Origin of the sequence: Halopenitus persicus, assembly GCF_900107205.1 — an archaeon.
Taxonomy (GTDB): Archaea; Halobacteriota; Halobacteria; order Halobacteriales; family Haloferacaceae; genus Halopenitus; species Halopenitus persicus.
The window spans coordinates 127,837-148,611 of record NZ_FNPC01000005.1 but is presented as its reverse complement, the minus strand read 5'-3'; the positions used below and the strand labels follow the sequence as shown (position 1 = coordinate 148,611).

Annotated in this window: 22 protein-coding genes; 12 read left to right on the top strand and 10 right to left on the bottom strand. The window is 68.2% G+C overall.

Translation table 11 applies throughout. The features are described 5' to 3' along the window. Window positions 1–74 precede the first annotated feature (74 nt). A complete protein-coding gene (locus BLV25_RS09985) occupies window positions 75–878 on the bottom strand; it encodes a TrmB family transcriptional regulator (RefSeq protein ID WP_039401492.1) in 804 nt (267 codons plus the stop codon). Window positions 879–1,256: 378 nt separating this feature from the next. On the opposite strand from BLV25_RS09985, the gene BLV25_RS09980 reads away from it, so the two are divergent. Next, window positions 1,257–2,057, top strand: coding sequence for a TrmB family transcriptional regulator (locus tag BLV25_RS09980; protein WP_092732802.1), 801 nt, complete (start codon window positions 1,257–1,259; stop codon window positions 2,055–2,057). 152 nt (window positions 2,058–2,209) lie between these two features. Next, a complete protein-coding gene (locus tag BLV25_RS17430) occupies window positions 2,210–2,359 on the top strand; it encodes a hypothetical protein (protein WP_021074400.1) in 150 nt (49 codons plus the stop codon). A gap of 63 nt (window positions 2,360–2,422) precedes the next feature. On the opposite strand, the gene BLV25_RS09975 is transcribed toward BLV25_RS17430, so the two are convergent. The 3 genes from BLV25_RS09975 to BLV25_RS09965 form a co-directional block, all read right to left on the bottom strand. Beyond that, window positions 2,423–3,328, bottom strand: a complete 906-nt coding sequence (locus tag BLV25_RS09975) for a hypothetical protein (RefSeq protein WP_092732799.1) — start codon at window positions 3,326–3,328, stop codon at window positions 2,423–2,425. Between the two features lie 175 nt (window positions 3,329–3,503). Next, on the bottom strand, window positions 3,504–4,925 hold the full coding sequence (locus tag BLV25_RS09970) for a hypothetical protein (protein ID WP_092732796.1): 1,422 nt from the start codon (window positions 4,923–4,925) through the stop codon (window positions 3,504–3,506). Window positions 4,926–5,064: 139 nt separating this feature from the next. Then, window positions 5,065–5,895: an MBL fold metallo-hydrolase gene (locus BLV25_RS09965; protein ID WP_092733012.1), complete on the bottom strand. Its 831-nt coding sequence runs from the start codon at window positions 5,893–5,895 to the stop codon at window positions 5,065–5,067. Window positions 5,896–6,029: 134 nt separating this feature from the next. Between BLV25_RS09965 and BLV25_RS09960 the strand changes: the two genes are divergently transcribed. After that, on the top strand, window positions 6,030–7,010 hold the full coding sequence (locus BLV25_RS09960; RefSeq protein ID WP_021074404.1) for a PLP-dependent cysteine synthase family protein: 981 nt from the start codon (window positions 6,030–6,032) through the stop codon (window positions 7,008–7,010). Between the two features lie 102 nt (window positions 7,011–7,112). On the opposite strand, the gene BLV25_RS09955 is transcribed toward BLV25_RS09960, so the two are convergent. Continuing rightward, window positions 7,113–7,523 carry a DUF7475 family protein gene (locus BLV25_RS09955; protein WP_092732793.1) on the bottom strand — a complete coding sequence of 137 codons (411 nt, stop codon included), beginning with the start codon at window positions 7,521–7,523 and terminating at the stop codon, window positions 7,113–7,115. A 127-nt stretch (window positions 7,524–7,650) separates the two neighbouring features. Further along, window positions 7,651–8,526, bottom strand: coding sequence for a hypothetical protein (locus BLV25_RS09950; protein WP_092732790.1), 876 nt, complete (start codon window positions 8,524–8,526; stop codon window positions 7,651–7,653). A gap of 183 nt (window positions 8,527–8,709) precedes the next feature. On the opposite strand from BLV25_RS09950, the gene BLV25_RS09945 reads away from it, so the two are divergent. Continuing rightward, entirely contained in the window at window positions 8,710–10,845 is a 2,136-nt protein-coding gene (locus tag BLV25_RS09945) for a response regulator (protein ID WP_256335699.1), read from the top strand. 90 nt (window positions 10,846–10,935) lie between these two features. Further along, the gene (locus BLV25_RS09940) at window positions 10,936–12,210 is read left to right on the top strand and encodes a PAS domain S-box protein (protein WP_092732784.1); all 1,275 of its coding nucleotides are present in this window, start codon (window positions 10,936–10,938) and stop codon (window positions 12,208–12,210) included. Here BLV25_RS09940 and BLV25_RS09935 read toward each other — a convergent pair. Continuing rightward, complete coding sequence (locus tag BLV25_RS09935; RefSeq protein WP_021074409.1) at window positions 12,207–12,662, bottom strand: DUF892 family protein; 456 nt, start codon at window positions 12,660–12,662, stop codon at window positions 12,207–12,209. The genes BLV25_RS09940 and BLV25_RS09935 overlap by 4 nt on opposite strands. Before the next feature lie 204 nt (window positions 12,663–12,866). Here BLV25_RS09935 and BLV25_RS09930 point away from each other — a divergent pair, with 204 nt between their 5' ends. The 3 genes from BLV25_RS09930 to BLV25_RS09920 all read left to right on the top strand — a co-directional run bounded on the left by BLV25_RS09930 (window position 12,867) and on the right by BLV25_RS09920 (window position 14,656). Then, window positions 12,867–13,787 carry a universal stress protein gene (locus BLV25_RS09930; protein ID WP_092732781.1) on the top strand — a complete coding sequence of 307 codons (921 nt, stop codon included), beginning with the start codon at window positions 12,867–12,869 and terminating at the stop codon, window positions 13,785–13,787. 93 nt (window positions 13,788–13,880) lie between these two features. After that, window positions 13,881–14,336 carry a CoA-binding protein gene (locus BLV25_RS09925; protein WP_092732777.1) on the top strand — a complete coding sequence of 152 codons (456 nt, stop codon included), beginning with the start codon at window positions 13,881–13,883 and terminating at the stop codon, window positions 14,334–14,336. A gap of 89 nt (window positions 14,337–14,425) precedes the next feature. After that, on the top strand, window positions 14,426–14,656 hold the full coding sequence (locus BLV25_RS09920) for a hypothetical protein (RefSeq protein ID WP_021074415.1): 231 nt from the start codon (window positions 14,426–14,428) through the stop codon (window positions 14,654–14,656). Here BLV25_RS09920 and BLV25_RS09915 read toward each other — a convergent pair. Continuing rightward, window positions 14,653–15,570, bottom strand: coding sequence for a proline iminopeptidase-family hydrolase (locus BLV25_RS09915; protein WP_021074416.1), 918 nt, complete (start codon window positions 15,568–15,570; stop codon window positions 14,653–14,655). The genes BLV25_RS09920 and BLV25_RS09915 overlap by 4 nt on opposite strands. A gap of 119 nt (window positions 15,571–15,689) precedes the next feature. On the opposite strand from BLV25_RS09915, the gene BLV25_RS17425 reads away from it, so the two are divergent. Together BLV25_RS17425 and BLV25_RS09910 are read left to right on the top strand one after the other, a co-directional pair. Further along, complete coding sequence (locus BLV25_RS17425) at window positions 15,690–15,839, top strand: hypothetical protein (protein WP_021074417.1); 150 nt, start codon at window positions 15,690–15,692, stop codon at window positions 15,837–15,839. Continuing rightward, a complete protein-coding gene (locus BLV25_RS09910; RefSeq protein WP_021074418.1) occupies window positions 15,839–17,341 on the top strand; it encodes a sodium/proline symporter in 1,503 nt (500 codons plus the stop codon). The genes BLV25_RS17425 and BLV25_RS09910 overlap by 1 nt, the downstream gene beginning before the upstream one ends. A 132-nt stretch (window positions 17,342–17,473) precedes the next feature. On the opposite strand, the gene BLV25_RS09905 is transcribed toward BLV25_RS09910, so the two are convergent. Together BLV25_RS09905 and BLV25_RS09900 are read right to left on the bottom strand one after the other, a co-directional pair. Beyond that, window positions 17,474–18,106: a hypothetical protein gene (locus BLV25_RS09905; RefSeq protein WP_092732774.1), complete on the bottom strand. Its 633-nt coding sequence runs from the start codon at window positions 18,104–18,106 to the stop codon at window positions 17,474–17,476. 46 nt (window positions 18,107–18,152) lie between these two features. After that, window positions 18,153–19,310: a hypothetical protein gene (locus tag BLV25_RS09900; RefSeq protein WP_092732771.1), complete on the bottom strand. Its 1,158-nt coding sequence runs from the start codon at window positions 19,308–19,310 to the stop codon at window positions 18,153–18,155. Window positions 19,311–19,526: 216 nt separating this feature from the next. On the opposite strand from BLV25_RS09900, the gene BLV25_RS09895 reads away from it, so the two are divergent. Together BLV25_RS09895 and BLV25_RS09890 are read left to right on the top strand one after the other, a co-directional pair. Then, window positions 19,527–20,033: a type IV pilin gene (locus BLV25_RS09895; RefSeq protein WP_092732768.1), complete on the top strand. Its 507-nt coding sequence runs from the start codon at window positions 19,527–19,529 to the stop codon at window positions 20,031–20,033. Window positions 20,034–20,463: 430 nt separating this feature from the next. Then, window positions 20,464–20,688: a hypothetical protein gene (locus tag BLV25_RS09890; RefSeq protein WP_092732765.1), complete on the top strand. Its 225-nt coding sequence runs from the start codon at window positions 20,464–20,466 to the stop codon at window positions 20,686–20,688. Window positions 20,689–20,775 lie beyond the last annotated feature (87 nt).

Below are 20,775 nucleotides of genomic sequence, written 5' to 3'. Positions count from 1 at the left end.
ACGGCCATAGTACGTGCGGTGAGCGTCGTCAAGGGTCGTGATCCGCCGTCGCTTCGGCGAGCGTCGTCGAGATCTCACGCGGCCGGGTCCCGTGCAGTCAGGAGCCCCTGTGCCATGAGTCGGCGGGCGATCACGACGAGACCGTTCCCGAACCCCTCGCCGAAGATCGCTTGTTCCTCCTTCGTCCCCGGGATGATCGAGCTCACGAGGATCGTCGATCGGTCGACGAGTAACAGCCGGCCGATCGCGGCCTCGTCCTCGGTGGTGCCCGCGCCGTGTAACCACTCCAGCCCCGAGATGAACGTCGTGGCGTCGGGGACGGCGCCCTGAATCCGGTCCTGCAGCGATTCCGTTAACGCCCCGACGAGCAGTTCGACGTCGTCCTCGATCCCGTTGAGAACGGCGACGAGGCCCTCGGTCAACAGCGACTCGTCGCCGATGACGAGGACGACCTCCTCCGTCGCCGTTTCGATGAGCTTCTCGGTTCGCGTTTCGATCCCGTCGTTTCCGGACAGCGACCACACCTGCTGGACCGGCTCCTCCTCGTCCTCCTCGACCGTTTCGACCGTGTCGAGCACGTCGTGGAGTCGCTCGACGCGGGCGTCGTACTGGTCGCGGAGCGTCGTAGTCGCTTCCTCGAGGGAGACGGCACGGTATCGCTGTGGATTCGAATGGTGAATCTCGACCAGGCCTTGGGCCTCCAGTACCCGAACTGCGTCGTATACCCTGGTCCGAGGCACCTTCGTCAGCTCGCTGAGTCTTTTCGCCGTCCCCGTCTCCACCCGTGACAAGCCGACGAAACACCGTGCCTCGTACTCCTTCAACCCGAGCTGCTGGAGTACCTCGATCGCCTCCTCGATGGTTTCGGATGCGGTCATTGTGTCCCAACCGTTCCGGCTGAACGGAACGGGTCATCGATTGGTCCGGGATACGGATAGTGTTTGTCACTCCGTTAGTGATCGTGGAATCGCATACGATGCCGAAACCACTGAAAGTCCCCGTTAGACCATAAACGGCGACGTTGGATCTGAATTCTGTGATACTGCGAATAACAACCTCTCACCGACGAAAGCGGTCGAGTCGAGTCCGACGATCTCGACCCGGATTCTTCACCCGATTACTCACAACAAATATATTCGGGAGGACCACGTAGCTCACAACCAGCACGCAGTGCAGCACCGTGTCCCGCCCACGCGCTGCTGCCTGCTGCCCCGGCCACCTCGCGTGGCGGGGTTCGATATGCTTCACCCCCATCGATGACCACCGACCTCACCCAGGACCCACAGTCCGCCGCCGTCGAGCAACTCGAACGGTTCGGATTGAGTTCGTACGCCGCACGCACGTTCGTCGCGCTCGCGAGCCTCGGCACCGGGACGGCCAGGGACGTCAGTCAAGCATCGGAGGTCCCCCGAACCCGCGTGTACGACGCCGTCGACGAACTCCAGGACCGGGGGCTCGTCGACGTCCAGCAATCCTCGCCCAAACGGTTCTGGGCGATCTCCGCCGAGACCGCGAGTCGGACCTTCGAGCACGAACTCCAACACCGGACGGAGATCCTCCGGACCGCGCTGACCGAGCTGGAACCCGTCGAGCGGCGGGACGAGCAGCGCGGCGTCTGGACGGTCGACGGCCGGACCGCGGTCACGGACCGGGTCGTGGAGTTTTTCGGGAGCGCGGAGGAGGAGATCGTCTATATGACCGTCGAGGACCTGCTCACGGACGAGCTGATCGACGCGTTGAGCGACGCCGCGGACCGGGGCGTCTCGATCAAGCTCGGCGGCGTTTCGGCGGACGTCCAGGAGCGCATTCAGGACGACGTTCCCGGTGCGACGATGTTCGAGTCGCTGTGGATCTGGTCGGACACTCCGGCCGGGCGGCTGCTGATGGTCGACCGGGAGAAAACGCTCGTGAGCGCGCTCGTCAACGGCGTGGACGCGAGCCCGTCCGACCCACGCTCGGAGACCGCCATCTGGGGCGAAGGCGAGACCAACAGCCTGGTCGCCGTGCTGAAAGCGATCTTCACGTGGCGGCTCGACGACGTCGATTCCGATCCGTAACGTGGTCCGGCCCGGACGACGTCCTCCCACACACCCAACACGTATATCGTTCCGTCCGGTAGAGGCAACAACGACGGCTCACCGGGCCGCGGCGTTACGCCGGGTCGGCGTGCGTACCGCAACCCGAGCCCGAACGAGCCGAGGACCGAACGATGCCTTGGGGAGTACACACGGAGTTCACCGACGAGGAGGGACCGGACGTGGAGATCGACGAGGATCGGGAGACCGTCGACCGCGGCGAGGAGGGATCCGAAACCACGGAGACGTTCGACGTCGACGACGCGATCTCGGAGCTGGAGTGACCGAGCTCGTTCGGGCCTTTCGTCCGTGATGCAGCGAGGGCGCCGGCCACGGCGCGACGGACGTCACACCGAGAGCACGGAGTCCGCCTGCTCGCGAACGAGTCGACGGCGGACGCGGTCGACCGTCTCGGACGTCTCCGCCGCGTTGGCCATCAGGACGGTCTCGCTCGGGAAGAGGTGTTCGCCGAGGACGAGCCCGTGCTCGCGGGCGGTCGAGCCCGTGACCGTCAGGTAGACGCCGATGCCGGTCTCGACGATCGCCGCCTCCTCCTCGTCGGCGTCCCGCGACGGGTAGGTGAAGGAGACGTTCTCGGTCGCGTCGGTGCCGAGCACCGCGGTCACCAGGCGCTCGTACCGCGGCGAGATGCAGAGGTCGCCCTCGTAGTCGGCGAGGAAGTCCCGGTCGAGGTCGGCGCCGGCGGGCAACAACTCCGGCGTCGCCATCAGCGTGTGATGGACGGTATCTCCGAGCCCGGTCACGACCCGTACGTCCGACTCCTGGGGGTCGATCCGCGCGTTGACGTCCTCGAGATCGCTCACTCCGGAGGGGCGAAGGTCGACGACCTCCTCTAAGACGAGGTCGGCCGAATCGAACCCGAGCGCGAACTCGTGGGTCCGGAGCGCGCGGAAGGGCTCCTCGCGGCCGACCAAGTGCACCGGCACGTCGCCGACGTCGATCAGGACCGAGTCGAAGACGATCCGGCGGGGCATCCCGTCGCGGTCGTCCCGAAGCAGCGTGTACTCGGGCGCGTGCGGCTCCGTCGGCGAGGAGTAGTCCGCAAGTCGCTCGTAGGGCCCCCGAGAGTCCTCGAGGTCGCCCTTCGTGACGGCCTTCTCGTACCGGAGGGTCGAACTGACGTCGTCGGCGAGCGACTCGGCGTCCGTCCCCGCCACGCTCGCGAAGCGTTCCAACACGGCCTCGAGCGGGCGTCCCTTCCGGGGGACGGCGATCGGTACCGGCGTGGTCATCGGCGGTACTCCGCGCCGGAGGCTCAAACGGGTTGCGGAACGGTTCGGGTCGGGAAGCGGGTCCAGTCGGACCGGGAGAGGAAGCAGGTTCTTCGGGCCGGGAAGCGGGTCCGGTCGGACCGGGAGGGGAAGCAGGTTCGGTCGGCGTCCGATCGGCTCGCGTCGACGCTCCGACTCAGGTGCCGAACGCGTCGCTGAGCCGGTCGCGGAACGCCTCGAGCTCCGCCAGCTCCTCGTCGATCCGGTCGATCTCCGACTCGAGCGACGCGACGTCGTCGTCGACGTCCTCGAGGTCGTGAACGCGCGCGTCCAGGTCCGCGATGTCGTCCCGCACGTCGCCCAGCTCCGCGTCCAGATCGTCGACGTCCTCGTCGACCGCGCCGACGGTCGACTCGAGGTCGCTGACGGTCGCCTCGAGCCGTTCCACGTCCGACTCGACCGCCTCGACGTCGGCGACGCGGCCCTCGAGGCCCTCGAGCTCCGCGAGCGCGTCGTCGAGCGTCGACTCGACCGTCTCGACGTCCTCACGGACCGACCGGCGTTCCTCGGCGGCGGCCTCGAGCCGGGACTCGGCGTCCGCGAGCGCGTCGGCGACCGCCTCGGTCCGTTCGCGGGACTCCTCGAGGACCTCCGTGGCGGTTCCCTCCTCGTCGATGAACTCCTCGAGCGCGTCCGCATAAGCCGCCAGGTCCTCCATCCGCGATTGGAGCCGGCTGATCCGCACGTCGACGCTCCGCGGGGCCCCCAGGTCGAGTTCCTCACGAAGGGTGTCCAGATCCGCCTCCGAAACGTCGCCGGACCGGATCTCCGCCGCGAGCGCCGAGGCGACGGAGACGTCGACGGCGTCGTCGTCGGCAGCAGCGTCACCCGCCTCGTCAGCAGCGTCACCGTCATCGGCAGCAGCGACGCCATTCTCGGCAGCGTCGCCGCCCTCGGCAGCAGCGACGGCGGCGTCGCCCTCTCCGCCGGACGGGGCCGCATCCGCGTCCGTCGCGGCCTTTTCAGCCCCGGTTTCGGCGACGGCCTCGGGGGCCTCCGAGTCCGCGACGGTCACTGCGGGCGTCGTCTCCGCGTCCGTCGGTCGAGGCGTCGGTCCGCCCTCCGCCGACTCGGCGTCCCCGGCGACCGCCGCGGCTTCGGCGGCGTCGTCCATCCCCGGCAGCGAGTCCCGGTCGCCGGCGACGACCTCCCGGACCGGGTCGTTGCCGTCGCCGCCGAGCACGTCGTCGATCGCCTCGCCCTCCGGGACGTGCTCGACCGTCGGCGGGGAGAGGAAGGCGTCGGGGTCGATCCCCTCGCCGCGGATCCCGAAGACGGTCCGGACGGTCGCGCCGGGCTCCAGGAGGCGATCGAACTCGACGCGGTGGTCGCTGTAGGCGGTCCAGTTCTCGCTGCCGAAATCGGGGTGGAAGCCGACCCGCTCCATCGGGAAGTCCTCCGGGATCGTGTCCGTCAGGCGGACGCGGACCGGCTCCGAGCGGTTCGATTCGATCCGGAAGGTGACCGCGGGGACGGGGAACTCGTCGGTCGCGAACGACTTCTCGACGGTTATCCCGTCGGATTCCACGACGCGTTCGGACCGTTGGGGATCGCTCATAGGCAAGGGGTTCGTTACCAGCCTCTTAAATCGCACGGGGAAACTATCAACGACGAGAACTACAGAACGGGACGGCGACCCGCGAACCGAGAAAGCCACGGACGGGAGAGCGATGGCCGGCGGAGCGACCGGCCGGCGGTCAGAGGTCGACCCGGTCGCCGATCTCGACGATCTCGAGGCGTCGCGGGTGGTCGAAGCTCCGGACGTGGGGATACAGCGCCGTCGGGTCCGCCGTCAGTCCCTTCCACACGTCCCAGTGGGTCGGCAGGAGGCGGTCGATCCCCAGCGCGTTCGCGGCGTCGACGATCTCGGTCTCGTCGGCGTACCACTTCGTGTACTTCGGCTCGCGCGTCTCCTTGTCGGGGATGGCGCCGGCCGACCCGAACGCCAGGATCCCCAGGTCGACGTCGTATTCGTCGCCGAGCTCCGCGAACGCGTCCGTCGGCTTCGTGTCCCCGCCGTGGAGGATCGTCCCCGAGTCGTGTTCGATGACGTAGCCGACCGGATGGGTCGCGTCGGGGTCGTTCACGGCGACGACGTCGACCGCGAACTCGCCGACTCGGAGCCGATCGCCCTCCGTGACCTCCGTGAACTGGTCGGCCGAGACGTCCCACCGGCCGGTCCAGTCCTCCTCGTCGGCGACCGCAAGCGAGTCGTCCGGCGCGACCAGCTCGGCGTCGGTGTTCGCGAGGATCGGCGCCTGGGAGGGCCCGTGCGCGTGGTCGCTGTGTTCGTGGGTGATGAACAGCGCGTCCCCGACGGTCACGTCCGTCGGATCGAACGGAACCGGGATCATCCGGATCGTCCGCGGCGGATCGCCGAGCCCGAGGTACGGGTCGATCCACAGCACCGTTCCCTCGGCGCCCTTGATCGCGAAGCCGTTACAGCCGAGATACCACAGCGCGACCGTGTCGGGGTCGGCGTCCTCGATCGCGCGCGGCAGCCAGTCGCCCCAGTCGGATTCGCCCAGAGCGTGTGTCATACCGCCGACTGGGGCCGGTGGGTCCCTAACCGTTGCGAAGGCCGGCGACGCGACGCACTCCCGATCGCGGCGCCATCGCTTCGATGGAAACCTACACAAACCGGCACACCCTTGCGTCCGGTATGACCGCCTTTCGGGAGCCGCTGTCGTCGGTCAACGAGACGATCGGCGAGACGCCGCTCGTCCGCGTTCACGCCTCGCCGGACGCCGCGCCGGTGTACGCGAAGCTGGAGTCGTTCAACCCGGGCGCGAGCATCAAGGACCGGATCGGGAAATATATGCTCGAACGGATGCTCGAGCGCGGCGACGTCGACCCCGGCGGCACCGTCATCGAGCCGACCGCCGGCAACACGGGGATCGGGATCGCGGTGGCCGCCGGCCGGCTCGACCTGGAGGCGGTGTTCGTCGTTCCCGAGCGCTTCTCCGTCGAGAAACAGCAGCTGATGCGCGCGCTCGGCGCGGAGGTCATCAACACGCCCAGCGAGAAGGGGATGGGCTACGCGATCGAACGCGCGCACGCCCTCGCCGACGAGCTCGAGAACGCGGTCGTCCCCGAGCAGTTCTCGAACCCGCTCAACGCCGAGGCGCACTACGAGACCACGGCGCCGGAGATCGACGCGGCGCTCGACGGGGAGATCGGCGCCGTCGTCGTCGGCTGCGGCACCGGCGGCACGCTGATGGGGCTCGCCGAGTACTTCCTCGAGCGCGACCCGGACACCCACGTCGTCGCGGTCGAGCCCGAGGGGTCGGCCTACCGGGAGTTCTTCGACGAGGACGTCGCCCACGAGGAGTACAAGACGGAAGGGATCGGCACCCACGACGTCGAGACGAACGCTCTCTTCGACCCGGAGTTGGTCGACGAGATCGCGACGATCCCCGACCGCGACACCCACGAGGAGATGTCCCGGCTCGCGGCCGAGGAGGGTCATCTCGTCGCCTCCTCCTCGGCGGCCAACAGCCTGGCCGCCCGGCGGGTCGCCGACCGGATCGATGCGGGGGACCTCGCGGTCCCACACGACGCGGTCGTTACGGTCTTTCCCGACTCCTCGGAGCGGTACCTCTCGAAGGGGGTCTATCGGGACTACGAGGAGTGGGAGGGCTAGCTTCGACCGTCCTCACGCCCTGACCGACTCCGTTCCCATACTGCCTTGACCGACTCCGTTCCCATACTGCCTTGACCGACTCCGTTCCCCTACTGCCTTGACCTACTTCGTATCCTCGGCGTACAACGCGACGGCGACCGCCGCCAGCACGAGCTCGACGGCCTTCGCGACGACCGCCATCGGATTGAGGCTGCCTCGCATATAGAACGCGTCGACGCCGACTCCCTGGAACGCGAAGAACGCGAGGACCGTGACCGCGGCGTAGCCGGCCGCCACGAGGTAGAACTCCCGGCGCCAGTGGCGGGTCAGGTAGAGGCCGGTCCCGCCGAGGAACCCGAGCCCGTTCATCAGGAAGAGCACGCCCAACAACCGGTTGAATCCGAGGACGTTTGCCCCGAGCAGCAGATGAATGGCTCCGGTGACCACGGCCGCGAGGATGGCCACGTATCCCAGGGGCCGGGCTGGCGGTTCGAACGGAGATCCGTCGTCCGACGCGTCTGTTTCGTCGGTCACACCGGTAGAGCGGGCACCCATATGGGAGGTAACCATTGCCACGGTAATGAAGGGCAGGGGCGGCCGATCCCGGTCCGCTGGTCGGCCCGCACCGGCTCCGCGGAACGGCTCTCGGGGCGCTCCGCGCTCACCGACTCGTGATGCGCCGACCGCTCTCGCCGAGACCGTGGACGATCTCCTGACACCGAGTACAGCGGCGGACGCCCGCGGCGATCCTGATGAACCCGTTTCCGAGTTCGTTGCCGTGGTCGATGCCCCACGGCAGCTTGCAGGCCGGGCACCGACGCGGATGGTGTTTCGCCGGCGGCCCGCGGTCAACCGCCGCGGTCGGCGTCGTGAGGTAGTCCTTGTGGCGGCGGATGCTTCGCGTGATCTCCGCGATCGCCGCGCCCGACAGCCGACCCTGGAGGACGTCGAGTTGGCGGCACACGCGCTGGTATCGCTCCCGGATCTCGTCGTCGGTCAGATCCTCGAAGTCCCCGTCGTCGACCGCCTCGGAACCGTCGCGCCCCGCGGTTGCGTCGTCCGCGGCGCGGTCCGCCGACTCCGCGTCCGCCCGGTCGTCCGTCTCGTCGCGACGGCGCCAGACGAAGGCGGCGTTCAAGTCGTAGAACTCCCGGAGGACGCTGCTGTAGATGCCGTACGCGAGCCTGCGCTCGACCGTGTCCTGGAGGTCGACCTTGAGGATCGGCCGCTGGAGACACTCGTCGTACTCCGGCTCGTGCTCCGCAAGCGACGCCGACCGCGACAGAATGCCGACGAGTTGACAGTAGGGGTTTCGCGAGAGCAGGTCGTTGCGGATCGCCTCGCCACGCCCGTCGAAGGCGGTCTCCGAGAGACACGCCACGGCGACCGTCGCGTCGAACGCCCCGATGACGGCATCGGGATCGGCGACCGGCCGCACCTCGATCCCATCGAGCCAGTCCGCGAAGAGGTCCTGCAGCGTGTACGACTCCTCGAGCACGAGCACCGAGTAGTCGTCGATGAGATCCAGATCGGTCATTTTCGGTCCCCCCGAGCCTGATTCCGTGTTGGTCGTCCAAGGCATATAGTTCACGGTCAGGGGGTAGTACGTGCCCGGCGTCCGTCGCCTGGCGTGACGGCGGACGCCGGGATCGGACGGAACGGATGCGGAAACCCGCCGATGGGAAATCACTATTACGCCGGCGGCGCCACCATCCGAGGTATGGACTCCCCGATCCGGGTGCTCCACGTCGACGACGACCCGGCCTTCCTCGAGCTGGCCGCGACGTTCCTGGAGCGGGAAGGGGACGGGGTCGAGGTGGTCACCGCCGCGAGCACGACCGAGGGCTACGACGTGCTCGAGCGGGCGCCGATCGACTGTATCGTCTCCGACCACGATATGCCCGACCGGAACGGGATCGAGTTCCTGCGGGCGGTCCGGGAGGAGTACCCGGATCTGCCGTTCATCCTCTTCACGGGCAAGGGCTCCGAGGAGGTCGCCAGCGAGGCGATCTCGGCCGGCGTCACGGATTATCTCCAGAAGGAGACCGGCACGGACCAGTACGCGATCCTCGCCAACCGGATCGAGAACGCCGTCGAGCGGAACCGGTCCCAGCGAGCGGTCACGGTGCAGAAACGACGCCTCGAGACGCTCGTCGATAACGTCCCCGGGGTCGTCTATCGGTGCCGGAACGAGCCCGGCTGGCCGATGGCGTATCTCGGCGGCGAGTGTGAGTCCCTCACCGGCTACCCGGCCGAGCGGATAGAGTCCGGCGATCTCACCTGGGGTGGCGACGTGATCCATCCCGACGACCGGGCTCGGGTCCGGGAGGCGGTGCAGGCGGCGATCGACGCCGGCGAACCCTTCGAGTGCTCCTACCGGATCCGGACGGCCGACGGGGAGACCAAGTGGGTCTGGGAGCGGGGCCGCGGCGTTCCCGACGACGACGTTCCCGACGCGGATCCAGGATCGACCGGCGCCGGCCCGGGTGCGCGCGCTGCCGATTCCGGCGTGACCGGCGCCGCTGCCGATCCCGGCGTGACCGGCGCGGACGACGTCGCCGATGAGACGCGATTCCTCGAGGGGTTCATCACCGACGTCACCGACCGGAAGGAACACGGGCGCGAGCTCCGGCGGTACGAACGCCGGTTCGAGGCCGTCTTCGACGATCCGAACGTGCTCGTCGGACTGCTCGCCCCCGACGGCACGGTTCGGGCGATCAACCGGACCGCGCTCGAATACGTGGATGCCGACCCCGAGGCGATCGCGGGCGAGCCGTTCGCGGAGACGCCCTGGTGGCCGGACGACCGCCGCGAGGACGTTCGCGAGTGGATCGAGACGGCGGCCGCCGGCGAATACGTCGAGTACGAGGCAACCCATCCGACCGATGACGGGGCGACGATCTTCGTCGAGGGAACCTTTCGACCGGTGGTCGACGACGCCGACGACGTGGCGGACGTCGCCGGTGCCGGCGCTGCCGACGAGCTGGTGACCGTCTCCGACGACGCCGACGGGGCGGGTGACGCCGCGGAGACGGCCGCCCGTGAGGGCACCGACCGCAGCGGGACGGTCACTGGGATCGTCGTCTCCGCCAAGGACGTCACGGAGCGGCGTCGCCGCGAACGCGAGCTGCAACGACACGCCGAACGCCTCGACGAGCTCGCGAGCGCCGTGTCACACGACCTGCAGAGCCCGATATCGGCCGCCGCGGGGCGACTGGATCTCGCGCTCGAGACCGGCGACCTCGACCACGTCGAACGGGCGGCCGCGGCCGTCGACCGCGTCGACGACCTTCGGGCGGACATCGTCGAGACGCTTCGGACCGGCGAGATCGTTTCGGAGCGCGAGCCGGTTCGGCTCGAGGAGGCGGTCGAGTCGGCCCTCGTCGCGGTCGATCCGCCCGACACGACCGCCGTCACCGTCGAGGATGACGTCGAGATCGAGGCCGACCCCGACGCGTTCGCCCGCCTGCTCGAGAACCTGCTTCGGAACTCGATCGAACACGGCGGCCCGGACGTCACGGTCCGGTTTGCACGGATCACGGACGGTACCGCCGGTATGGGGAGTCGTGACGGAGCGGATGCGCCAGGAACGGGGACCGAGGTCGAGGATGAAGCGACTCAGCGCCGACCCGATCGCGCCGGCATCGTCTACGAGGACGACGGGCCGGGAATCGACCCGGCGGACCGCGACCGGGTGTTCACGCCGGGATTCTCGACGAAGACCGACGACAACGGAATGGGGATGGGGATGGCGAGCGTTCGACAGATCGTCGCCGCACACGGGTGGTCGATCCGGGTCGGGGACGCCGAGGTCCTCGACGGCGTCCGGTTCGAGATCCGAACGGATGAGGACTGACCGACGACCTCGTCCGCCGACGCCCGTCGTTCGAGCGACCATCGGCAGGAATTTATCCGCCGCGGCGCAAGGTCCTCCGGACGGTGAAGGATGGACACGGACAGGAATGCCGACAGGCTGCCGGTCGCCTCCGAGGAGTTCCACCGAACGCTCGTGGAGAACGCCGCGGAGGGGATGTTGACGATCGACGAGAACAGTCGCATCGTCTACGCGAACCCGGCGATCGAGGACATCCTCGGTTACACGCCCGAGGAGCTCGTCGGAAGCTCGAAGATGCGGATCATCCCCGAGCGGCTCCGTCCGGTCCACGGCGCGGCGCTCGCGTCGTACGTCGAAACCGGCGAGCGGAACATCGACTGGAACGGCGTCGAGCTGCCCGCGCTCCACAAGGACGGCCACGAGGTCCCCACGCTGATCAGCCTCCGTGAGCATCGCCACGACGGCGAGCAGTATTTCACCGGGATCGTTCGGGACGTCACCGACCGGAAGGAACGCGAGCGCGAGCTCCGCCGGCGCAAGGACCGGCTCGACGAGTTCGCCGACGTTCTCGCCCACGACATCCGCAATCCGCTGTCCGTCGCGCAGGGCTACACCGAGCTGGCCCGCGAGGACCACGACGCGCCCGAGCTCGACCGCGTCGCCGACTCCCTCGGCCGCATCGAGGAACTCATCGACGACCTGCTGGCGCTCTCGAAGGACGGTGCCCGGATCGGCGAGACCGCCCCCGTCGACCTCGCGGACTGCGTCCGGGAGTCGTGGGCCGGCGTCGACACCGGCCACGCCGAACTGCGGATCGAGGCACCGCTGGGAACGATCGACGCCGACGGGAGCCGACTGCGTGACCTCCTCGGGAACCTCTTCCGGAACTCCGTCGAACACGGTTCGGAAAGTCCACGTTCGCGGGCTCACGGGGACGCTCCCGAACACGGTTCGCGGGCTCACGGGGACGCTCCCGAACACGGTTCGCGGGCTCACGGGGACGCTCCCGAACACGGTTCGCGGGCTCACGGGGACGCCGTCAAAGACGGCGGTTCGAACGTCACGATCACGGTCGGACTCCTCGCCGACGAGGCCGAGTCGGACGACGGGACGCCGGACGGATTCTACGTGGCCGACGACGGGCCCGGGATCCCCGAACCGATCCGGTCCGAGATATTCGACCGCGGCTACTCGACGCGGGATGGCGGGACCGGATACGGACTCGCGATCGTTCGCGGCATCGCCGAGGCGCACGGCTGGGACGTGTCCATCGCGTCCGCACGCGACACCAACGACCGCGAGGCCGGAAGCGGTGGGGAACCACCGGACGCAAGCGGCGCCCGATTCGAGTTCCGAAACGTCGAGTTCGTTTCGACGGACGCCTAGTCGGACCGGTACTCCTTCTCGAAGCCGCGGAACTCGGTGCGGTGGGCTTCCTCCTCGGCGAGGATCGTCACCGCGAGGTCCTCGGTGACGGGGTCGTTGGCGTCCTCGGCCGCGTCGATGAGGTCGCGATAGGTGGCGATCGCGTCCTCCTCGGCGTCGAGCACGCCGCGGATGACCGAGAGGACGTCCGTCGAGTCGGCGGGCGGCTGGAGGGTGTCCTGGCGGGCGGTGAACTCCGCGGACCCCGGCGGCCGGGCGTCCAGCTGCTTGAGTCGCTGCCCCAGCTGTTCGGCGTGGGCAAGCTCCTCCTGGATGTCCGTCTGGAGGCTCTCCTTGATCTCCTCGGCGCGCACGCCATCGAGGACGATCGCGTTCGTCTGGTAGTTCATCACCGTCTCGATCTCGTCGCTGTACGCCTTCCGGAGCAGCTCGATGACGCGGTCGTTCGACATACGTATCACTATTTCCACCCGAGGGTAATGGGTGTTCTGGCGGCTCCGGGGGACGGGGACTCCGCCGGAGCGGCCGGCGCCGGGAGAACCGAAATACACGGGGTCCCGGTTGCCGCCGATGGGATCGCCACCGGGACGCGATGATCGGCCGAATCCGAGGAAACACCTTAGGAACCACCCCGTGTATGAACCCGTACCCGGAAGATGTACGACGACATTTTGGTGCCCGTCGACGACAGCGAGCCCGCGAGCACGATCCTCGGTCACGTCACGGACCTCGCGAGCTGGGCGGACGCGACGATCCAGCTCCTGTTCGTCGCGGACACGGGGCGCCACAGCGTGACCGTGGTCGAGAACGAGGTCGTCGACGGGCTCGTGCGGAAGGGGACCACGATCGTCGAGGACGTTCGGGACCGGCTGCGAGCCCCCGGCATCGAGTGTGAGACCGACGTCGTCCAGGGAACGCCGGCGACCACCATCGTCGAATACGCCGATCGGTACGACCACGACCTGATCGTGATGTCGACCCACGGCCGAACCGGCGTCTCACGGTACCTCCGCGGGAGCGTGAGCGAGGCGGTCGTCCGTCGCTCCCCGGTTCCCGTCCTCACCGCGCGGATGCAGCCCGACGAACGGCTGACGTTCCCCTACGAGGACGTCCTCATCCCCACGGACGGCAGCCCCGGCGCGACCCGGGCGGTACGCCACGGCGTCGCGCTCGCCGACTCGCTCGGGGCAACGGTTCACGCCCTCTCCGTCGTCGAGGAGGGATGGCTCGATCGTGACGACGAACCGGCAGCCCCGAGCGCGGACCCCGAGCAAGCGGCGGGCGGCGAACAAGCGGCGGACCCCGAGCAAGCGGCGGGCGGCGAACAAGCGGCGGGCGACGCCGTCGAGGCGGTCGTCGCGGAGGCGGAAACGCACGGAGTCACGACCACTCGACACGTCGCCGACGGGAATCCGGCGGACGTCATTTTCGACCGCATCGACGCCGTCGATGCCGACGTCGTCGTGATGGGGACGACGGGGCGGCGCGGCGCGGACCGCGTCCTGCTCGGAAGCGTCGCCGAACGGACGGTCCGGGACGCGCCCGTCCCCGTGCTCACGGTCGGCGACACGGAGTGACCCACCCTATCCTGCACTATCCTCCGCCGCTCGGACGTAGAGCCCGGACTCGGCCACGTCACTTTTAGGTCGACTCCGCGTAGCATCACGTCTATGCCCGCTGACGAACCGACCGCGTCCGACGCATCGGCCGACATCGAGGCACGCGTCGACGGGCTCCTCGACGCCGACACGGTGGCCGTCGTCGGCTGCTCGACCACGCCGGAAAAGGCGGCCCACCGGATCCCGAAGTATCTCCAGGAGCACGGCTACCGGATCGTCCCGGTCAATCCGTACGCCGAGACGGTCCTCGGGGAGCCGGCCTACGACGCCGTGACCGACGTCCCGCGGGACGTCACGGTCGACGTGGTCGACGTGTTCCGGCCGAGCGAGGAGGTTCCGGGCGTGGTCGACGACGTCCTGGAGCGACGGGACCTCGCGGGGGACGTCGGCGGGCTCTGGCTCCAGCTCGGGATCCGCAACGACGAGGCGGCGGCGCGAGCCGAGGCGGCGGGGATCGCGGTCGTGCAGGACCGCTGTATGAAGGTCGAACACGAGCGACTGCGGTGACGGCGTCGTGGGTGCCGTGATGTGACCGCCCGGAGTGCCGTGATGCGGGTCGCCGTTAAACACTACTCCCTCGACGCCGTAGGTTGGGTATGCCCTCCATTGATACCGACGACGTCGAGGCGGTCGTCCGCCTCGTGGCCGAGCATCCCGGCTGTACGGCCGACGAACTCGTCGACCACGTGGCCGAGCTGGGAATCGACCCGAACCGGACGAACCGGCTCCTGCAGGCCGCGGTCCGTCGCGGCGCACTCATCGAATCGCGGTCGACCTACTGGGCCGTCCGGGACGACGAGGACGAGCCCGAGGGGATCGACGGCTAGGGCGAACGCAGCTCCGCCAGGAACGACTCGACGACCTCGTAGTGGGCGTCCGGGGTCTCCCAGAACGGCATATGGCTGCTCTCCTCGAAGACGTGAACGTCGGCGTTCGGGATGCGGTCGGCGATGTCGCGGGCGATCTCCGGATCGATCTCGTCGTATTCCCCCGAGAGGACGAGCGTCGGCACGTCGACCTCGGGGAGGCGGTCACGAACGTCCCAGTCCCGCAGCCGGGCGGTATCGAGGAGGACGTATTCGTTCGGGCCCCACATCAGACCGTAGACGTCGAGGCTGATCCGGTCGAACGTCGATAACACCGGATCCGGGTACTCCTCGGTGCGGCAGACGTGCTCGCGGTAGGCCCCGTCGAGGGCCGCCTCGTACGCCGGAGCGTCGTACGCCCGTTCCGCCTCGTGGTCCTCGATCGTCGCCCTGTCGTCCGCCGGCAGCTCATCCAGGACGCTCCGCATCGACTCGAAGGCGGTTTGCGTGTCCGCCAGCGTGTTCGCGAGCATCAGGCCGTCGACGTGGGCGCCGTGCTCGAGGACGTACTCCTGGGCCAACATTCCGCCCCACGACTGGCCGTAGAGCGTGAACGACCCCTCGGGGTCGATCGCTTTCCGAACCGCCTCGAGCTCCCCGCGGTAGTGGTCGACCGTATATCGATCGAAATCCCCGGGTGCGGGACCGTCGGACCGACCGACCCCGAACTGGTCGTAGAGATACACCGTCAGGTCCTCGCCGGCGTGCTCCGCGAGCGGCGCGAGGTAATCGTGCGGCATCCCGGGACCGCCGTGCACGCCGACGAGGACGTCGTCGCCGGAGCCGAACCGCCGGTAGTAGAGCTCGTAGTCGTCGATCTCGAAGTATCCCTCCCCGTGGTCGTGCGTCTCGAAGTACGCCGGGTGCTCGGTCATACCCCCCGGTTGTGCGCCGCCGCTAAAAAATCTGAGCGTGGCCGAATCGAAGTCTGACGGCGCGTCACGGCCGTTTTGCGGGCCGAACATTTATACAATGATGTAAGTGATCACTCCCCATGGCATTATCAGCCATCGAACACCTGGTGCTCTGGGGACCGCCAGTCGTGATGCTGCTCCTCACGATCGGATACTACGTCCGATGGGGGAAGGAGGCGGACGAACGCACGGAGACCGCCGATCGGACGGCACCGGGGGGTGAGCGCTGATGGTCGAGTCCTCGACGATCACGTTCGCGCTGTACCTCATCGCCGTGTTCGCGATCGGGGTCTTCGGCTACGTCGCCACCAAGACCTTCGAGGACTTCGCGCTCGGGGGCCGCGGGATGAAGGACTGGGTCGTCGGGATCAGCGCCCAGGCCTCCGACATGAGCATCTGGTTGCTGGTCGGGCTGCCGGCGACCGCCTACGCGCTGGGCTTTTCGGCGGTCTGGATCGGCGTCGGCGTCATCTGCGGGACAGCGTTCAACTGGTTCTTCCTCAGCAAACGGATGCGGCGGTACAGCGGGCTGCTGGAGAGCATGACCGTGCTCGACTTCCTCGAACGGCGCGTCCGCGACGACTACGGCGTCATCAAGCTCGTCGGCTCCGTCTCGCTGGTGCTGTTCTACACGATCTCGACGTCCGGCGAGTTCATCGGCTCCGGGAAGATCCTGAACGCGGTGTTCGGCTACGACTTCTTCACCGGCGTCGTCATCGGCGGCGCGCTGGTCTTAGTGTACACGCTCGTCGGCGGCTTCATCGCCGTCTCCTACACCGACGTGCTCCAAGGGGTCGTGATGATCGTCGCGGTGCTGTTGTTGCCGATCGTCGGGTTCCTCGGCATCGGCAGCATCGCGGGCGGACTGGCCGAACTCCAACAGGTGTCGGGCGCGGCGCCCGGCATCTTCGGCGGCAGCACGGGCAGCATGGCGGTCATCGGCTTCCTGGCCGGGACCCTCGGGATCGGGTTCGGCTATCCGGGCCAGCCCCACATCACGGTCCGGTACATGAGCATCGACGACCACCGCAACCTTCGTCGGGCCTCGCTCATCGGGATGGTGTGGGTCATCTTCGCGACCTACGGCGCCATCTTCCTGGGATGGGCGGCCGGCGCCACGATCGGCGCGGTCGAGAACACCGACCAGGTGATGCCGCTGCTCGCACAGGAGCTGCTGCCCGGCTGGCTCGTCGGCATCCTGATGGCCGGCGCGATCGCGGGGATGATGTCGACGAGCGACTCGAAGTTCCTCGTCGCGACGAACGCCGTCTCCTACAACCTTTATAAGCGGTTCATCGACGAGGACGCCAGCGACCGAACGCTGCTGTGGGTGTCCCGGGGCGTGATGGCGGCGATCATCATTGCGGCGATCGCCCTCGCACAGCCGTCCGGCGTCGTCTTCACCGTCATTCTCGGCGGCTGGGCCGGCATCGGCGCCTCCTTCGGTCCGATCCTGATCGCGGCGTTGTACTGGAAACGTCTCAACAAGTGGGGCGCGTACGCCGGCGTGATCGTCGGTATGGCGACGGTCGCGATCTGGCTGTTCCTCGACGTCGGGATCGTCTACGAGCTCATTCCCGGCTTCATCCTCTCGGCGATCGCCATCGTCGTCGTGAGCCTGGCGACCGAGGAGCCGCCCGAACCGGTCAAACGGGAGTTCGAGGACGCGACCGGCGCCTCCGGCCTCCGCGTGGAGGACGCCGACACGGCCGGTGCGCCCGGCGACGACTGAGCCCGGTCACCGGCTCGTGGGCGTCAACGGACGTCGGTGCCGGTGACGGCCACGCGATCCGGCGGGTGGCCGGACCGCTTCCGCACTGCCGGCGGGTAGCCGGACCGCTTCCGCACTGCCGGCGGGTGGCGCTCACCGCGGCTCGACGGTGATCGCCAGATCGTCGATGTAATGGGTCGCGTCGGCCTCCCAGATGACGGCCGTCCCGACGGCGACGTGGAGCGTGTCCGTCGTCAACGTCGGCGTCGTCCACTCGAAGGCGTACTCCCGCCAGCCGTCGGTCAGCCACAGCGGCTCCCGAAGCCCGCCGTACGGCGTCTCGCCGAACTCGGACGAGTTGACGCCGAGCTGCGGGAAGTCCTCCTCGACCGCCGCGGGCTCCGGTCCGAGTCGCATCACCGCGTGCCGGATCGTGTTGAACGACTCCGACTCGCTCCAGAACCGTCCCGTGACGGTGATCGCGTAGGCCCGACCGGGCTCGATCGGCATCGGCCGGGAGGCCCACGTCACGCCGTCGTCGTGATCGCCCTCGTTCCACACGCGGAGCGAGCGGTCGCCCTCGGCCGCTTCCGCCTCCGAGACGGCGACGTCCCACTCGAAGTCCGCGAGGTCCACTTCCGGGCCGATCGTCGCCGCGGCGTCCCACTCGCCGAGGCCGTCCTCGAACCCCTCGGTAAGGGCGGGTCCGTCGTCCCGTCCCGTACATCCCGCCACTCCCGCGGCGCCGAGCGCGGCGCCGGTTCGAAGCAGATCGCGGCGTCTCATCCGCCGATCTACCAGCCCAAGCAGGATAACCACTCGGGCACGGCGCTCAGCGTCGGCGGACCCGAAGCGCCTGCAGCAGCACGACCACGAGCGCCGCGATCGCGGCCGTGACCCCGAAGCCGGGTTCCTCGGTCGTCGTCGGCTGCGTCGGCGGTTCCGTCCCGCTCGGCGACGCGGTCGTGGGCGCCGGCGACGACGTGGTCGGCCGTTCGGTCGGGCCCGGCGATCCGGCGGGGGTCGTCGGTGAGGTCGTCTCGGTCGGCGACGCAGTGGGGGTCGCGGTCGGTGACGTAGTGGGGGTCGCGGTCGGTGACGCGGTTTCGGTCGGGGAGGCGGTAGGCGTCGGGGAGGCGGTGGGCGTCGGCGACGCGGCCGGCGTGGCGTCCGTCCCGACGGTGAATCGGAACGTTTCGGCTGCCTCGTCGGTCGTCAGGTCGTCGACCCCCTCGATGCGGAGCGTGTACGTTCCGTCGTCGACGGCACCGAGATCGAACAGCCAGGAGGCGGTGCTGGCGTTCGTCGATCCGAGCCCCTGTTCCTCCCGCGCGAGGGTGTCCGCGTCGACGCCGTCCGGAAGCCGGTCGGACTGGGCCTCCGTCGGGTCCGTCGAGAGGACCTCGCGCTCGATCGAGAGGTTGCCGTCGTGGTCGATCAGGTCGACCTGGAGGTCCTCGGCCGCGGCGTAGTTCCAATCGACGACCACGAGCAGGGACTCCTCGCGCTGTAGCTCCGAGGGATCCTCGAGCTCGGTGCCGACGCTGTTGTAGAGGGTGACCGTCCGAATGCGGGGCTCCTGGACGCGTACCGTGAGGTCGTCGCCGGCGTATCGCCCGGGCGGCTGGTCGGCCGGGATCGCGCTCGACAGGCGGAACGGTTCGCCCTCGCTCCGCCCGGCCTCCCCCTCGAGAACCGTGCCCGTGACGTCGCGGCCGGTCGTGTCGTACCACGCCTCGACGTCCGCCTCGCCCTGGAAGACGGAATAATAGCTCCCGTTATCGAGCACGATCTCGCCGGATCCCGCCGCCGGGTCCCACCGACCGCGTGGGGCCGCCGCCGCGAAGCCTGACGACTGTGCTGCCGCCTCGCCGATCGGACTCGCCGTTTCCGGCGCCGTCGTCGCGTCGTCGGCCGCCAGCCCCCAGCCGCCGAGCACGCAGAGGACGATGACGGCGCACGCGAGGGCGCGGATCCACTGGGACGCCATACCTATTACCACGGTCGTGAGGCCTATGAATCTATCCGGCAGCGATCCCGGCATCGACTCGGTGCACGCGCGATCTATGGAGAAATCGGTCGAAACCAGTCAATCAATTATCAACTTCGATAATTTTGAGCGAAATATTAAGTATCTGCTTCCGGTTGTTCCACTCAACAACCATCACGCGGGGACACTCCGGGGATGGTTGGTGTGAGACAACCCATGAACCTGAAACAGCTATTCGCCGACGATCGTGCAGTCAGTCCGGTGATCGGCGTGATCCTGATGGTGGCGATCACCGTCATCCTCGCAGCCGTCATCGGCACGTTCGTCCTCGGAATGGGGGACGACCTACAGAACAACCAGCCGACTGCGAGCTTCGATATGGACTTCGATACGACCCAGACTCCGGACGCGGTGACGATTTCCCACGCCGGCGGTGACACCATCTCGGAAGACGATAGTTTGACCGTCGCCGTGACGTCGGACAAGCGTCTTGACGATAGTGATAGTCACGTTGCTGATGGTACTGCCTGGGGCGATATCTCGGATCCGTACAGTTGGGACACCACTGGCGGAGTCGGTGCAGGTAGCTCACAGACGCTCTACCTTTACAAAGATGATAGTGGTACCAGCAACGCTGAGTGGAGCGGCGAAACCGTCTCGGTGAACTGGGAGTCCGCCGACGGCAGCTCCTCGGCGCAGCTCGCGTCGCAGACCGCGCCCTGATCCGGTCCGACCGAAGCTCTCCACTCCCCGCTGACGTTCGTGGCGTCGACGTCGACGCCACACCTTCCGACCTTCGTTTTTAAGTCCAGAACTCGTTCTGCCGGCGTACCGCTCGCGATTGACGTCGAAATCGGGCGGTATCACGGTCATCGGCGCCGAGAACGCCCCGGTAGGCAGTGAGTATATTTATGCGACCCCGCCGAAGCACCGGTGTCGGAGCGATCCGACCGATGGCGTCGATCCGAACGTCGAAACCCCCACACCACCCACCATCCGATTCGTCCCACGATCGGCGCCGTCGACTTTTCGAGGATCCCCTGCCCCCACCCCCATCGTTGCCGCGACCGAACGGGCCGTTCGATCGGTTGCATCCGCCGGGAACGCGGGTAGCGAGTCCATAACTACCCCGATCGGGCTGTTCTCCCCGCGTATGCCCGCCACCGAATCGGACGACGTCGAGCTGGTCGTCCGGCTCGTGCTCGATAACCCGGGCTGTACGGCCGCCGAGCTCGCCGAGCTCGTGGCCGCGGCGGGGCTCGACCCCCGCCGGACGAACCGGCTCCTGCAGGCCGCGGTCCGTCGCGGCGACCTCATCGTCTCACAGTCGACGTTCTGGGCGATCCGGGACACCTTCGACGGCTTCGAGGAGATCTAGCGGTTCTCACGCATCTTCCAGTATCGCTTCTAATGCACATCCTTACAAAAGCGAATGTAACTGAGGTCATTTGATCCCGTATGCTTA